The sequence below is a fragment of the Thioalkalivibrio halophilus genome (assembly GCF_001995255.1).
In the GTDB taxonomy this organism is placed as follows: domain Bacteria; phylum Pseudomonadota; class Gammaproteobacteria; order Ectothiorhodospirales; family Ectothiorhodospiraceae; genus Thioalkalivibrio; species Thioalkalivibrio halophilus.
Genome location: NZ_MUZR01000007.1, coordinates 156,156 through 169,873 on the forward strand (window position 1 = coordinate 156,156; position 13,718 = coordinate 169,873).

At 67.5% G+C, this 13,718-nt stretch carries 14 protein-coding genes and 2 pseudogenes; 11 read left to right on the forward strand and 5 right to left on the reverse strand.

What is annotated here, in order from left to right; all coding sequences use genetic code 11:
• Positions 1 to 2 precede the first annotated feature (2 nt).
• The 4 genes and pseudogenes from B1A74_RS02855 (at position 3) to B1A74_RS02870 (ending at position 5,100) form a co-directional block, all read left to right on the forward strand.
• Positions 3 to 772 (forward strand): annotated as a pseudogene (locus B1A74_RS02855) (YdcF family protein).
• The gene (locus B1A74_RS02860) at positions 772 to 2,898 is read left to right on the forward strand and encodes a hypothetical protein (RefSeq protein WP_077243704.1); all 2,127 of its coding nucleotides are present in this window, start codon (positions 772 to 774) and stop codon (positions 2,896 to 2,898) included. Before B1A74_RS02855 ends, B1A74_RS02860 begins: the two are co-directional and overlap by 1 nt.
• A 93-nt stretch (positions 2,899 to 2,991) precedes the next feature.
• On the forward strand, positions 2,992 to 3,624 hold the full coding sequence (locus B1A74_RS02865) for a YdbL family probable chaperone protein (protein ID WP_077243705.1): 633 nt from the start codon (positions 2,992 to 2,994) through the stop codon (positions 3,622 to 3,624).
• Between the two features lie 30 nt (positions 3,625 to 3,654).
• Positions 3,655 to 5,100 carry a YihY/virulence factor BrkB family protein gene (locus B1A74_RS02870; protein WP_018946295.1) on the forward strand — a complete coding sequence of 482 codons (1,446 nt, stop codon included), beginning with the start codon at positions 3,655 to 3,657 and terminating at the stop codon, positions 5,098 to 5,100.
• Positions 5,101 to 5,142: 42 nt separating this feature from the next.
• On the opposite strand, the gene B1A74_RS02875 is transcribed toward B1A74_RS02870, so the two are convergent.
• Positions 5,143 to 5,580, reverse strand: a complete 438-nt coding sequence (locus tag B1A74_RS02875) for an SRPBCC family protein (RefSeq protein WP_018946294.1) — start codon at positions 5,578 to 5,580, stop codon at positions 5,143 to 5,145.
• Positions 5,581 to 5,747: 167 nt separating this feature from the next.
• Between B1A74_RS02875 and B1A74_RS02880 the strand changes: the two genes are divergently transcribed.
• Complete coding sequence (locus B1A74_RS02880) at positions 5,748 to 6,209, forward strand: hypothetical protein (RefSeq protein ID WP_077243706.1); 462 nt, start codon at positions 5,748 to 5,750, stop codon at positions 6,207 to 6,209.
• A gap of 25 nt (positions 6,210 to 6,234) precedes the next feature.
• On the opposite strand, the gene B1A74_RS02885 is transcribed toward B1A74_RS02880, so the two are convergent.
• From B1A74_RS02885 to B1A74_RS02900, 4 genes are all read right to left on the reverse strand, one after another.
• Positions 6,235 to 7,308 carry an Rpn family recombination-promoting nuclease/putative transposase gene (locus B1A74_RS02885; RefSeq protein ID WP_077243707.1) on the reverse strand — a complete coding sequence of 358 codons (1,074 nt, stop codon included), beginning with the start codon at positions 7,306 to 7,308 and terminating at the stop codon, positions 6,235 to 6,237.
• 22 nt (positions 7,309 to 7,330) lie between these two features.
• Entirely contained in the window at positions 7,331 to 7,765 is a 435-nt protein-coding gene (locus B1A74_RS02890; RefSeq protein WP_018946291.1) for a DUF1841 family protein, read from the reverse strand.
• 4 nt (positions 7,766 to 7,769) lie between these two features.
• Positions 7,770 to 8,405, reverse strand: coding sequence for an endonuclease III (nth, locus tag B1A74_RS02895; RefSeq protein WP_077243708.1), 636 nt, complete (start codon positions 8,403 to 8,405; stop codon positions 7,770 to 7,772).
• 92 nt (positions 8,406 to 8,497) lie between these two features.
• Positions 8,498 to 8,935 carry a hypothetical protein gene (locus B1A74_RS02900; RefSeq protein WP_077243709.1) on the reverse strand — a complete coding sequence of 146 codons (438 nt, stop codon included), beginning with the start codon at positions 8,933 to 8,935 and terminating at the stop codon, positions 8,498 to 8,500.
• A 121-nt stretch (positions 8,936 to 9,056) separates the two neighbouring features.
• Here B1A74_RS02900 and B1A74_RS02905 point away from each other — a divergent pair, with 121 nt between their 5' ends.
• The 6 genes and pseudogenes from B1A74_RS02905 to B1A74_RS02930 all read left to right on the forward strand — a co-directional run bounded on the left by B1A74_RS02905 (position 9,057) and on the right by B1A74_RS02930 (position 13,393).
• Positions 9,057 to 9,998 carry a ZIP family metal transporter gene (locus B1A74_RS02905; protein ID WP_244269155.1) on the forward strand — a complete coding sequence of 314 codons (942 nt, stop codon included), beginning with the start codon at positions 9,057 to 9,059 and terminating at the stop codon, positions 9,996 to 9,998.
• A gap of 23 nt (positions 9,999 to 10,021) precedes the next feature.
• A complete protein-coding gene (locus tag B1A74_RS02910) occupies positions 10,022 to 10,327 on the forward strand; it encodes a nucleotidyltransferase domain-containing protein (protein ID WP_018946287.1) in 306 nt (101 codons plus the stop codon).
• Positions 10,324 to 10,857, forward strand: coding sequence for a hypothetical protein (locus B1A74_RS02915; RefSeq protein ID WP_018946286.1), 534 nt, complete (start codon positions 10,324 to 10,326; stop codon positions 10,855 to 10,857). The genes B1A74_RS02910 and B1A74_RS02915 overlap by 4 nt, the downstream gene beginning before the upstream one ends.
• A 33-nt stretch (positions 10,858 to 10,890) precedes the next feature.
• Positions 10,891 to 11,169 (forward strand): annotated as a pseudogene (locus B1A74_RS02920) (ZIP family metal transporter); the annotation flags it as partial.
• Between the two features lie 628 nt (positions 11,170 to 11,797).
• The gene (locus B1A74_RS02925) at positions 11,798 to 12,901 is read left to right on the forward strand and encodes a porin (RefSeq protein WP_077243710.1); all 1,104 of its coding nucleotides are present in this window, start codon (positions 11,798 to 11,800) and stop codon (positions 12,899 to 12,901) included.
• 219 nt (positions 12,902 to 13,120) lie between these two features.
• Complete coding sequence (locus tag B1A74_RS02930) at positions 13,121 to 13,393, forward strand: cupin domain-containing protein (protein ID WP_077243711.1); 273 nt, start codon at positions 13,121 to 13,123, stop codon at positions 13,391 to 13,393.
• Positions 13,394 to 13,718 lie beyond the last annotated feature (325 nt).

The following is a 13,718-nucleotide window of genomic DNA, read 5'->3' on the forward strand; positions in this document are numbered from 1 at the left end:
ACATGGCCGCCGGGGTCACCACCGTCCTCGAACACCTGCTGCTGCCGCCGGGGCTGGCGGTGCTGCTACTGGTCCCGGGGCTGCTGCTGTGGGGCGCGGAGCGCCGCGGGGGCGGCTGGCTGGTCACCCTGGGGCTGGCCGCGCTGATCCTGCCGTCCCTGAACATCGTCGCCGCGCCGCTGGCGCAGACCCTGGAGCGGGATCTGCGCGAACGGCCGCTGGCCACCGGCCGGGCGGACGCGATCGTGGTGCTGGGGGGCGGCCGGGCCAGCGGCCGCCACCACGTCACCGGCGGTGACGATGTCTCGGCCCTGACCTTCGAACGCCTGCGTTTCGCCGCCCATCTGCACCGCCGGACNNGTCCGGCGGCAGTCCCGGGGCCGAGGGCCGGCCGGCCGAGGCGGAGCTGATGGCGGACGCGCTGCGCCGCGAGTTCCGCGTGGATCCCCGCTGGCTTGAAGGTGCCAGCCGCAATACCCACGAGAACGCCTTCTTTACGGCGCAGCATCTGCAGGGCAGCGGGGTCGAGCGGGTGCTGGTGGTCACTCATGCGATGCACATGCCGCGGGCGCTGGGGCGCTTCGAGGCGGCCGGGCTGGCGGCGGACCCGGCACCCACCGGCTTTCGTGGTCCTGCCGGCGAATGGCGCCTGCGCGACTTCGTGCCCACGGTGGATGCGCTGGAGACCTCGCGGTTTGCGCTGCGCGAGTGGCTGGCACGGGCGGCGCGGCCGTTGCGGGATCGTCTGCCGGGCGACCGGCCCGGGGCATGATGGGCGCCATCCGGGCGGTGACTGCCTGGATGGCGCGCGCGGGGTGGCCGGCAGTCCGGCGCATGGGCGGGGCTGTGGCGCTCGTACTGATGGTGCCGGCGGCGACTGGTGCCGACCCGGAGGATGCCGGGGGGCTGACGGTCGACCTGCGGATCGAACGGGGGCTGCACGAGGCACTGGACGCCGAAGGCCTGACGGCGCGCGCACGCCTGCGCGACGGCCGACTGGCGGTGACCGTCGGGGCCGAACGCCTGCATCTGCCCGAGCCGGTGGGCACGCTCGCCGGAGTACGCCTGGATTGCCCGTCCCTGGTGCCGACCACCGCCGGCTGGCGCTGCCGCGAGGCGCGCCTGTCCGCCGACGGCGGGGATCTGGTCCTGCAGGAACACCCGCTGCGTCTGGACTGGCACACTGGCCATAACCGCCTGCGCGTTGCCGGAGACTGGCCCGGCTGGTTCGGGGCGAGTGGCGAATTCGTGCTGCGCGTGGCCGGTGCCGACGACTGGCGGGCCGAACTGGCCCTGTCCGGGGTGGATCTGGTCGCGCTGGCGGAGTCGCCGCGACTGGCGCCCTGGCTGCCCGAAGAGCCACCGGTGACCCTGCAGTCGGGGCGTGCGGACCTGGCGATGCAGGGTGCGGCGGAAGGCGATCATCGGGCGGAGCTGCGGCTGCGGGACGTGGGCTTCTCCGATGCGGTCGGCCTGCGCGCGGGCGAGGGCATCGGCGGCCGGCTCGAGGCGCGCGAGGTGGCGGGGGACTGGATCCTGGACGCGACCCTGGAGGAGGGCGCGGTGTTCGTGGATCCGTGGTTCGTGGACCCGGACGAGACCGGGGCCTTGAACCTGCGCGCGGACGGCCTGCGTCCGGCGGATGGCGGATTCGCGGCCGGGGTGGAGGTGGCGGAACTGTCCGGCTCGCTCGGTGAGATGCTGGCCTTCAGCGGTCAGGAGATCCGCAGCGGGTCGCCGGAGGCGATCGCTCCTTCGGGGTCTTTCCGCCTCGAGGCACGGGACCCGGGTGCAGTGCATGCGGTGCTGCTGGATCCCGTGCTGGCCGGTACCCCGGGGCGTGATCTGGTGCTCAGCGGGGATTCCGTGGTGGCGCGGCTGGGGCTGGAGCGGGGCGAGCCGCGTTCGGCGACCCTGCGCTGGAAGGCCCTGAGCGCCGAGGACGGCACGGGCCGTTTCGGCGTGACGGACAGCGACGGCGCCCTGAGCTGGCAGGCGGGTGCGCCCGGAGTCCCGGGGCATCTGGGCTGGGAACGGGCGCATCTGTTCCGCCTGCCGCTGGGCGAGTTCGACGCCCGTGTGCGCGCGCAGCCGGACGGGATCGACCTGCTGGAAGCGACCCGCATCCCGATCCTTGATGGCGCCCTGCGTGTGGATGACTTCGGCCTGCGCCTGACCCCCGACGGCCCGGATGTGCGTTTCACCGGCGGGGTGCAGGCGATCTCGCTGGAGCCATTGACCGAGGTCCTGGGCTGGCCGCGCTTCTCCGGTCGCCTGGCCGGCATGATCCCGGAGGTGCGCCTGGACCGCGGCGATCTGGCCGTGGACGGGCGGCTGCTGGTGCAGGTGTTCGACGGCGACGTGGTGCTGCGCGACGTGCGCATTCGCGATCTGTTCGGGCGAACCCCGGAGCTGGGTCTCTCGGCGCGCATGGACCGCCTGGACCTGGCCCTGGCCACGCGGGCGTTCGACGTGGGCCGGGTCGAGGGTCGGCTGTCCGGGCATCTCGAGGATCTGCACATGATCGACTGGCGTCCGGTGCGCATGGACCTGGCGGTGCACACGCCGGCGGATGCCCCCGGCCGGCGCCGGATCTCGCAACGTGCGGTGCAGAACATCACCGAGCTGGGCGGGCCGGTGCAGGCGGCGGCTTCGTCGGTGTTTCTGCGTTTCTTCGAAAACTTCTCCTACCGCCGGCTGGGCTTTCGCTGCGTGCTGCGGGACGGTGTCTGTGAATTTGGCGGGGTGGCCGACCGGCCGGACGGCGGCTTTACCCTGGTCCAGGGCGGCGGCCTGCCGCGGATCGAGGTAATCGGCTATAACCGGCGTGTGGACTGGGACGAACTGCTGCGCGGACTGTCGCGGGTGACCGCCGGAGAGCCCCCGGAGGTTCGCTGAGCACGCGCATGGGTGCGTTCATGTCCTCGTCAGCCACCGGCTGATGTAATGTAGGATGATGACTGTCCTGCCGTGCCTGCCAAGGAGTTGCCCATGAAAGCCTGGTTCGGGATTCCCGCTCTTGCCCTGCTGTCCGCGCTGGTCGCGGGCTGCGTCACCATCAACATCTATTTCCCGGCCGCCGCGGCGGAGGACGCCGCCCGCGCGATCGTGCGTGATGCCCTGCAGTTCCACGACATCGAAGAGCTGCGCGAGCCCGAGTCGGTGCCGGAAATGGACGGCGGCTCTTCGGATGCCGGGGATGCGGCCGGCGGGCGCTCGACCCCGCTGCTTGCGCGCCTGCTGGAGGGGCTGATCGCTCCGGCCGCGGCCAGCGACCCGGACCTGCAGGTCGAGACCCCGGCAGTCAACCGTATCCGGGCATCGATGCGCGAGCGCGCGCCGCAGCTGGCGCCGCATTTTCGCAGCGGGGCCATCGGCTTCGGAGCCGAGGGTGACGTGGCCATCCGCGATCTCTCGGAAGTGCCGCTGCGCGAGCGCAGCGAGGTGCAGCGCCTGGTCAGCGAGGAGAATTCCGACCGCAGCTCGCTGTACCGCGAGATCGCCCGGGCCAACGACCGCCCCGACTGGGAGGCCCGCATCCGCGAGACTTTCGCCCGTGTCTGGGTGGAGGAAGCGCCGACCGGCTACTGGTATCGCTCGGGCGGTGAATGGCGGCAGAAATGATCGAAGGGGTCCGCGCGGGAGGTTGCCGGATTGGGGGATAACGCCAGCCTCGGAACACGTCTGGAGGCCGCGCGGCATCGGCTGGAACGCCTGGTTCTGGAGAGCGACCTGGCAGCGATGCCGCGCTGGAAGGCGCTGGGGCTGGGTATTCTGCGCGGGCTGTACGCCCTGATCCGCGAAGTGGCCGAGGGCCAGCTGACGCTGCGCGCGATGAGCCTGGTGTATACCACCCTGCTGTCGTTCGTGCCGCTGCTCGCGCTGTCTTTTTCCGTTCTCAAGGGATTTGGCGCTCACAACGCGGTGGAACCGCTGCTGCTGGAATTCCTGGAGCCGCTGGGCGAGCAGGGTGTGGATATCGCCGACAACGTGGTCGGGTTTGTCGACAACATGCGCGTGGGGGCGCTGGGCGCGGTCGGCCTGATCTTCCTCGTGTATACGGTCGTGGCCCTCGTGCAGAAGATCGAGGCCGCGTTCAACACCATCTGGCGGGTGGAGACCCAGCGCAGTCTGGCACAGCGGTTCAGCAGCTATCTGTCGGTGATCATGATCGGGCCGCTGCTGGTGTTCGCCGCGCTGGGGATCACGGCGACGGTCATGTCCTCCGAGGCGATGCAGGCGGTCGCCGGGGTGGAGCCCTTCGGGCGAGTGATCAGCGAGCTTTCGCGTCTGGTGCCCTACCTGCTGATCATCGCGGCCTTCGCGTTCATCTACATGTTCGTGCCCAACACCCGGGTGCGCCTGGCACCGGCGCTCGCGGGTGCCGTGGTCGCGGGCGTGCTGTGGCAGAGCATGGGCTGGGTGTTCGCCAACATGGTGGCGGGCTCCACGCGCTACGACGCGATCTATTCCAGCTTCGCGATCATGATCCTGTTGCTGATCTGGATCTATCTGGCCTGGCTGATCCTGCTGATCGGGTCCAACGTGGCGTTCTACGTGCAGCACCCGGAATACATGAACGTGCGCGGCCGACGCCCACGGCTTTCGGCGGCGGCGCACGAGCGTCTGGGGCTCAACCTGATGCAGGTGGTGGGGCGGCACTTCGTGGAAGGACGCACGCCGCCCACGGTCGATGACGTGGCCGCGGAGCTGTACGTGCCCGGGAACTCGCTGGGCGGTGCAGCCCGGGCCCTGGAGGCCGCGGGACTGCTGAGGCGCACCGAAGCCCTCGGTCTGGTGCCGGGGCGCGATCTCGGCCATCTACCGGTCGCGGAGGTGCTGCACGCCCTGCGGGAGGATCAGGAAGATCCGGCGCTGCGGACCCTGCACGGCGATGCGGCGGTGGAGTCGGCGCTGGAAGAGCTGGACGTGGCCCGTCGCCATCATCTGGGGGCGCGCACCATGCGTGATCTGCTGGACCGGGCGGGTGTGCAGCCGGCGAAGCCGGCGCAGGAAGACGCTGATGCCGGCCCGGGCCCGAGTCCGGGTTCGCGTGCCGGGGAGTCGCGTCCCGGCTCGGGTGCGTCCCTGGCACCCTGATTCGGTGCCCGCGGCGGGTGCGCGAGTCCGGAGCCGGCGGGGTCAGGCGTTCGAGTTGGCTTCCGCGTCCAGGCGCTGCTGGGCCCGGTGCATCAGCTGGCCGGAAACGCGCTCCACCAGCGAACCGGCCGCCCTGCGCACCGCCGCTTCCACCAGCGGATTACCGAGACGGTACTCCAGCTCGAACTCAACCCGGGTCAGCCCTTCGCCGGCCGGCTGCAGACGGTAGCTGCCGCGATTGTGGATGCCGCGGATCGAGCGCCAGGCGAAATGCTCCGGCTCCACGGCGCTGCAGACCTCGACATCGAAATCCATGGTCATCCCCGCCGCCACGATGGTCCAGCGGTACTGCTCGCCACCCAGGGGCTCGATGGTGCGCACGTGGTCGCACAGGTCGACGAAGTTGGGGACATGGCTGAGCAGGGCAAAGACCCGCTCGGGTTCGGCCTGCAGGGAGGTTTCGTGCGTGATACGGCGCATGCTCGCGACTCGCTGGCTGGAACGGGGGATCAGATCCTGAGAGCCCCCGAAGTGCCTCCGGGTTCCCCGCGGCCGTCCTTCCGGCTCTGCCGGCTTCGCTTGTGACCCCGGGGACGCCGTTCTAACATGACGCCCGTCTCCGCTGTAACCACTGTTGCGAGCCCTGCATGAGCTTTGCCCGAGATCATCGTCCGGACCCCGACGCCGGTTTCATGGAACGCTACGAATCCGGAGCGCTGGGTATCCTGCACTGGGAACAGCTGGATGCGCTGTGGGCCACGCTGCGGGTCACGGCCCGCGACGGCGAGTGGTACGTCTACGCAGTGGGCGAGGCGGTGCCGCAGGCGCCGGTCAGCGCGGCCGAGCTGGACCGTTTCCTTACCGAGGTCGATGCCCTGCTGCGCGCCGATCACGACGAGAGCTACTGCGGCATCGTCTATGTGGACGACCGCGAGAATCCTCGCTTCGTGAAGATCTTCGACCCCAACAACCTCGGATCCTCCTGCGGCTCGTCCGGGCTGCGGGTGCTCCCGGGCTGGATCCTGTCCACCGTACCGCCGGAAGACCTGCAGGCCGTCATGCCCCCGCCGAAGAGCCGCCGCCGCTGGTGGCAGCGGCTGTTTCCCTGAGGTTCTTTTCTCAAGAGGGGGGCCATCAGGAGGCCGCGCCGAACACGTCGTCGATGTGGCGGGCGTTCAGAAGGCGTTCCGACCAGACCAGCAGGGTGTCGGCATCGGCGGATTCGATCCGCTCCCGCTGTTTTTCCGCGGCGTCTGCACCGAACTTGCGGCCGATCAGACGCAGGAGGACCGCGGCTTCACCCTGCGTGACGCCTTCTTCCAGCCCCTGTTTTCTACCCTGTTCCAGCCCTTGCTCCAGCCCTTGCTCCAGCCCTTGCTCCAGCCCTTGCTCAAGGCCTTGCTCAAGGCCTTGCTCAAGGCCCTTCTGCAGCCCTTTTTGCAGCCCCTGTTGCTCGTAGCGTCGCTGCCATTCCTTTACGCGTTCGGCCAGCATGGTTTCCATCTCCCGCAGGTCATTGTTCGGTGGCGCCAGCGTTTCGCCGAAGTGGCCGGGGATGACCACTCGACCCAGCCAGACGCTGAAGGCCCGTCGCAGGGATCGTTGCTCCGGGTGTTTCAGCCATTGCACCAGACGCCCGACGACCGCCTGCAGATCCTCGGGCTCGCGGCTGTGCTCCAGCCGGAAGACGGCCGCGGCCAGGTTGCGTGCCGGCAGATCGGCGTCCGCGAAGGCCCCCTCGTCGAGCAGAAGATACCGGAAATCCGGACGGTAGGCCTCCAGTCCTCCGGGGATCGGCGCGATCAGGTCACGCACTTCGATCGGGGCGCTCCAGCGTCGTTCTCCATTATAGAGCACCAGTGGCAGTACCGGCGGCAACCGTTCGTCGGGGGTCAGTTCACCGGTGCGCACCAGATCCTGGTAGAGCAGGCCGAGATAGGTCAGCAGGCGGACCGCCATGAAGCGGTCCACCGATGACTGGAATTCCAGAAGCAGGTAGACGTAACACCAGCCATCGCCCCATCGCAGGCGCCAGACGATGTCGTCCTCGCGCTCGCGCAGATCGTCGGAGACGTAGTGGCCGTTGACCCGCTCCAGCGAATCCAGGTCGACCTGTTCGATCCAGGGTTCGTTGACGAACCCGCGCAGCAGGTCGGCCACCAGTTGGGGGTGGCTGAACAGGTGCTTGTAGCCGTGATCGTGTTCCATGGTCCCTCCCTGGACCCGTAATTCATGCCCCTATGATGCCCTCCAGACGCTTCAGGCATTCGAGGTACTGCGCCTCGTCCGGTGGCTGGCCGCTGCGCTGGCTCTCCCACAGGGCCTGACCCAGACACTCCATCATCCGGTGTTCGGCGTCCAGTTCGCCGTAGCGGGCGCACAGGCGGCGGTGCAGGTCGCGGATGCCGGCCGGGCGGTCGGTGGCGGCCTGTTCGCGCAGGCCCATGTGCATGGACATGTGCAGGAACGGATTGGTGGTGCCCGATTCCGGCGGGAACTCGGCCGTCAGGGCCTTCTCGCGGTCGTTCAGCAGGGCATGGTACTCGGGATGGTCGCGGATGATGCCGACCAGCACCTGTTCCATGTCGCTCAGGGATTCCTCGTTGCGGGCCTTCTGCCAGGCATCCAGGAACTGGGTTCGCATGCGGTCGCGGTCGCCGTACATCGCATCAGGCCTCGGTCTTGTCCTTGTATTCGCACAGATCGCGGATCACACATTGCCCGCAATTCGGCCGGCGTGCGCGGCACACGTACCTTCCGTGCAGGATCAGCCAGTGGTGGGCGTCGCGCAGGAACTCCTTCGGGGTGAACTTCAGGAGCTTCTTCTCGACCTCCAGCACGGTCTTGCCGGGGGCCAGTCCGGTGCGGTTGGCCACGCGATAGATGTGCGTGTCCACCGCGATGGTGGGTTCGCCGAAGGCGGTGTTCAGCACCACGTTGGCGGTCTTGCGGCCGACGCCGGGCAGCGCCTCCAGCGCCTTGCGATCGCGCGGCACCTCGCCGCCGTGCAGTTCCACCAGCATACGGCAGGCCTTCATGATGTTCTCGGCCTTGGCGTTGTACAGGCCGATGGTGCGGATGCATTCCTTCAGGCCGTCCAGTCCCAGGTCGAGGATGGCCTGCGGGGTGTTCGCCACCGGGAACAGCCGCCGGGTCGCCTTGTTCACGCCCACGTCGGTCGCCTGCGCGGACAGGGTCACCGCCACCAGCAGCTCGAACGGGCTGTTGTATTCCAGCTCGGTGGTGGGTTCGGGGTTGGCCGCCCGCAGGCGTTCGAAGATCTCGCGGCGCTTGGCGGCATTCATGGGGCGCGGATTCCGACGGTTTCAGGGGTTGCAAACGAAACCGGCCCCGCGAACGGGGCCGGATGATGCGCGGGACTGCGGCGCGATCGTGCTCAGACGTGGCGGTACACGCCCACTTCCGGCGCCGGCTCGCGCGGCTTTTCCTCGGCTTCCTTCTCGAGGTCGGCCAGCATCTTGGAGTGCTTCTCCTCGAGATTGTGCATCGCCTTCTCGTCCATCTTGGGGAAGATGACGTCACGGATAAAAGAGCCCAGCTCGGCCAGGCACTCCGCCCAGTACTTGTCGTTCAGATGGAACGAGTGCTCGGCGTGGGTACCCATGGGGTAGCTGTTGAACCGGGTGATCATCGTGACGGACAGGTCGCTGTCCTTCTCGACGAAATCCTTGGCGAAGTCGTACCACCACTTGTAGTACTTCTCCTGCAGCTCCTCGCCAAAGCCGTGGTTCTCGAAGAATGCGGCGATGGTGCCGCGCGGGGCCTGGCCGTAGCGCGTACCGCGCTTGCCGGCGAACGGGAAATGTCCAGCCATGCCTGCTCTCCTGGGACGATTGGAATTTTTGTAGCGGGGGCAGTGTACCCGCTGGGCGCCGGGAATCAAGGCCGGGGCCGCGTTACACTGCGCCCGAACACGCCCGCATGGAGCACGCACCATGGCCGAACCCGATCCGGTCCGTCCGCAGGACGGCGAGACGGGCCCCGAGCCCGCCGAATACAGCCCGCTGCCGCGCAGCTTCCTGATCGGATCGCTGATCGCGCTGGCCCTGTTCATCTGGGGCGTGAGCCTGCTGTGGCCGCATATGGAGGAATGGCTGGGCGAGCTTTCGATCCTGCAGATCGGGCTGCTGGCCAGCTTCGTGGCCGGGCTGTTCACCGCGGTCGGGGCCATCCCCATCTTCTTCCTGCGGCGCCTGAAGCAGTCGGTGGAGGACGCGATGATGGGCTTCGGCGCCGGGGTGATGCTCTCGGCGACCGCCTTCGAGCTCGCGCTGCCGGCGGTGGAGCAGGCCGAGGCCCAGCATGGCAGCGTGGCCATGGCCATCGTGGTCCTGGCCGGCGGCATCGGCCTGGGTGGCGCGTTCCTGCTGCTGCTGCACAAGGCCGTGCCCCACGAGCACTTCGTCATCGGCCCGCAGAGCGGCGCGGATCCGGCCAGAATCCGCCGGGTGTGGCTGTTCATCTTCGCCATCGCCCTGCACAATCTGCCCGAGGGCCTCGCGGTGGGCGTGGGCTTCGGCGGGGACGACGTCAGCGACGGCATCGCCCTGGCCGTGGCCATCGGCCTGCAGAACATGCCCGAGGGGCTGGTGGTCGCCATCGCCCTGCTGTCGCTGGGCTACAGCCGCGCCGCCGCCTTCGGCGTGACCCTGCTCACCGGCCTGGTGCAGCCGATCGGCGGGCTGATCGGCGCCGGTGCCATCACCCTGATGGAGTTCCTGCTCCCCTGGGGCCTGGCCTTCGCCGCCGGTGCCATGCTGTTCGTCATCAGCCACGAGATCATCCCCGAATCCCACCGCAAGGGCCACGAGGCCCAGGCCACCACCGGGGTGCTGGTCGGCTTCGTCACCCTGCTGGCCATCGACCTCGCGCTGTAGGATCGTTCGAAGGAGGGCCCGCCATGCGTCTGAGTCCCGAACAGCAACACGCCATCCACCGGGCCGTGGTCGAGACCTTCGGCCCGGAGTCCGGGGTATGGCTGTTCGGCTCCCGGACCGATGACTCGGCCCGGGGCGGCGACATCGACCTGCTGATCGATACCCCGATGCGCGATCCGGACCGCATCGTGCAGGCGGAAATCGCCCTGCGCGCACGCCTGGAGGCGGAACTTGGCGAGCAGAAGATCGACCTGCTGGTCGACTATCCGGGACGGCGCCGGCATCCCCCCATCTTTCAGGTCGCCCGCGAGGAGGGCATCCCGTTATGAATTCGACCGCCACCGCCATCCAGCGCCTGCGGGACGCCATCGAGGAATGCCGCAGGCACCGCCACCACATGCGCCACGCCCTGTCTTCGCTGGAGCCCCGCCTGCCGCTGGACGGCGACACGCTGGACGCGATGGACGACGAGGGGGTGCAGGACCTGGATCAGTTCATCCTGCGTTTCGGCAAGTTGCAGGACGCCATGGGCATGCGCCTGTTACCGGCCGTGCTCATGGCACTCCAGGAACCGTTCGAGGACCGTCCGATGCTGGACAAGCTGCATCGACTCGAAAAGCTCGGCTATCTCGACAGCGCCGCGCAGTGGCAGGAGCTGCGCGCCCTGAGGAACGGCTTCGCCCACGATTACCCGGACGAACCCGAGAAGCGCGCGGCCCTGCTGAACCGGGCCATGGAAGGCAGCCGCGAGCTCGAGGCCATCCTGGACCGGATCGAGCAGCGGCTGGGCGAGGAGAACGCGGGCGGGCTCTCGGGGCGACTCGGCCGGGGCAGCCCCGGGCCGGAGCTTCCTGATTGATCGCTGCTCGCGCTGGCCCTGTTCATCCGGGGCGTGAGCCTGCTGTCGCTGGGCTACAGCCGCGCCGCCGCCTTCGGCGTGACCCTGCTCACCGGCCTGGTGCAGCCCATCGGCGGGCTGATCGGCGCCGGGGCCATCACCCTGATGGAGTTCCTGCTGCCCTGGGGCCTGGCCTTCGCCGCCGGTGCCATGCTGTTCGTCATCAGCCACGAGATCATCCCCGAGTCCCACCGCAAGGGCCACGAGGCCCAGGCCACCACCGGGGTGCTGGTCGGGTTCGTCACCCTGCTGGCCATCGACCTCGCGCTATAGGATCGTTCGTATGAATTCGCACAGCACAGCTCATAGCCCGATCGGCCAGAGGGCTGGCCTCCTACCGGGCGGGCTGCCCTCAGTAGGAGGCCAGCCCTCTGGCCGATCCGGCGCAGGGGTGGCCCGGACGTGAAATCGGCCGGAGGGCCGGCCTCCCACCGGGCAGGGTCTGGCCGCAGGAGGCCAGCCCTCTGGCCGATGGGGCCGATGGGACCAACCCGGCCGATGTGTTGTGTTAAGGCCACACCCGCCCCGGCGAGGGCGGTGTCAGGTCCCTCTGTTGCAGGTTTGCAACGGCCGCGCACCGGTTTCTGCGCACCGGAAACCCCTGTTTCCGGGCCCGCGGCGCTCGAACCCAGGGCCGTGACGCGGTTTCGTGCAATCGCGTATTCGGAATTTCTAACAAGCCCGTTTTTCAATGGCTTGCGATCGCTCCGGCGTTTTCGGTGGGGCTGGCGCGGGAGATCGCGTGAAGACCGAAGCGTATAAGCGTGATCGAATACGGGTTTTTTTCCGCCACAAGGGTTGAAATACGACACCGTGGCGTATATAAAACACAGGACATCACGGGGCCGACGGGTCCCGGATGCCTTAAACAGAAAGAATTCACCTCCTGGGAGAAAGCATCATGCAGAAGAAGATTCTCGCAATGGCCGTCGCCGGCGCCTTCGCCGCCGCTCCGGCCCTCGCCTCCGCCGACGACGCCGTGACCCTGTACGGTCAGGTGAAGTACGAAGTGGGTGCCATCGACGGTGCCACGGACAACTGGCAGGGGACCGGGCTTGCGATTGGTTCCGATAACCGCGATCTGACCCACTCCACCATGGGTAGCCGTCTGGGCATCCGTGGTTCCGAAGATCTGGGCGGTGGCCTGACCGGCATCTTCCGCATCCAGGGCAACTTCGGTGGTCCCGGTGGGCTCTTTGGTGGCGCGCTGAACACGGGTGAGGAAACCTGGGTCGGTGTTGACGGCGACTTCGGTCAGGTCCGCCTGGGTCGTTCCGACACCGCCATGAAGAACGCGATGAAGCCGTTCCGCGCCTTCACCGATACCCTCGCCGATTTCAACTCGCGCCCGGGTCGTGTCGGCTGGGACGGTATGGCTCTCAACAGCTGGCAGCGTGCGGACGGTATCCATTACCAGAGCCCGGATTTCGCCGGCTTCACCTTCGGGGCCACGCTGGAACCGGTGGGTGAAAAGACGGATAGCTATTACTCCATCAACGCCATCTACGAGATGGGCCCGATGAACTTCTCGGGTGCGTATGAAACCCAGACCAGCACCAGCGATGGCTACGGTGCCCTGGACAATGCCCGTATGCATCAGGACATCGATTCGTGGCACGCCGGCTTCAGCTTTGACTTCGGTCAGGGTGACGTGGGTGTGAAGTACCATCTGTGGGATGGCGATTCCGGTGCTCCGGGCATGTTCAACGACAACAAGCTCGAGCAGGTCGTCGTGCCGGCGAACTTCCGCGTGACGGACCAGATCAATCTGCGCGCGGCGATCCAGTACAACTCCTGGGATGACGGCGAAACCTTTGTCGATGAAGAATCGTCCTGGACGAACGTGGCCTTTGGTGCGCAGTACCACTTCAGCAACCGTACTGAAGCCTTCGTGAACATCTGGAATGACGGGATTAGTGGTGTAACCGCCACCAACGGCAACAATGGCTGGGGTCTCGCCGACGACGGCACCCACGTTGGTGTGGGCCTGCGTCACAGCTTCTAAGCGCGATTGCGCATGAAGTGATAACAACGGGTGTAAGCCCGTTTTGCGGGGCCCTCCGGGGCCCCGTTTTTTATGGAGGGTCGCGCATTCGCTGTGCGGCCCTTTTTCGTGGGTGCATGCGGTTGGGTGGCGCGTGCGGCGCGGCTACGATGGCCGTCATTCGCGTTGCAGCATTCATCCCGACCGATTAGAACGATCGCAACGATCCGAGGAGGCAATATGAAGATCGAAGTGGAACATCGGCCGGAGCGCGACCGGCTGGACGCACTGGGCGTGTTCGACTGGCCGGTGTGGGAGAAGGAGGCGTCGCGGTTCCCGTGGCACTACGACGAGACGGAGACCTGCTACATCATCGAGGGGCAGGTGACGGTGACGCCGGAGGATGGCGAGCCGGTCACGGTCGGCGAGGGCGATCTGGTGACCTTCCCGGCAGGCATGGGCTGCACCTGGGAGATCCACCGGGATATCCGCAAGCACTACCGCTTCGGGTAGTCGGCTGTCGGGGTGTGAAAAAGAGAAAGGGCCGCACAACATCCCTGTTCGTCGGCCCTTTCGGTTGGAACTTCCCTGTTCCTGATTGGGGATATTATCGGCACCCCCGGACTGAAACAATATCGATTGTGTGTTTTTGTGATTAAAACCACAGAAAAAGGATTGGAATCAGTCTAAATCTTCGGCAGAATCAAGGAAGATGGGTTAAAAAATACCCAATAAACAGCTCTTTAGGGGGCGCCGGGGTTCAGGTGGGAGTTTTGCAGTACGGGGTGGGCATGGAACGCCGGGGTGGGGGAAGCCGATTGTTCGCGTGCGAGCACGC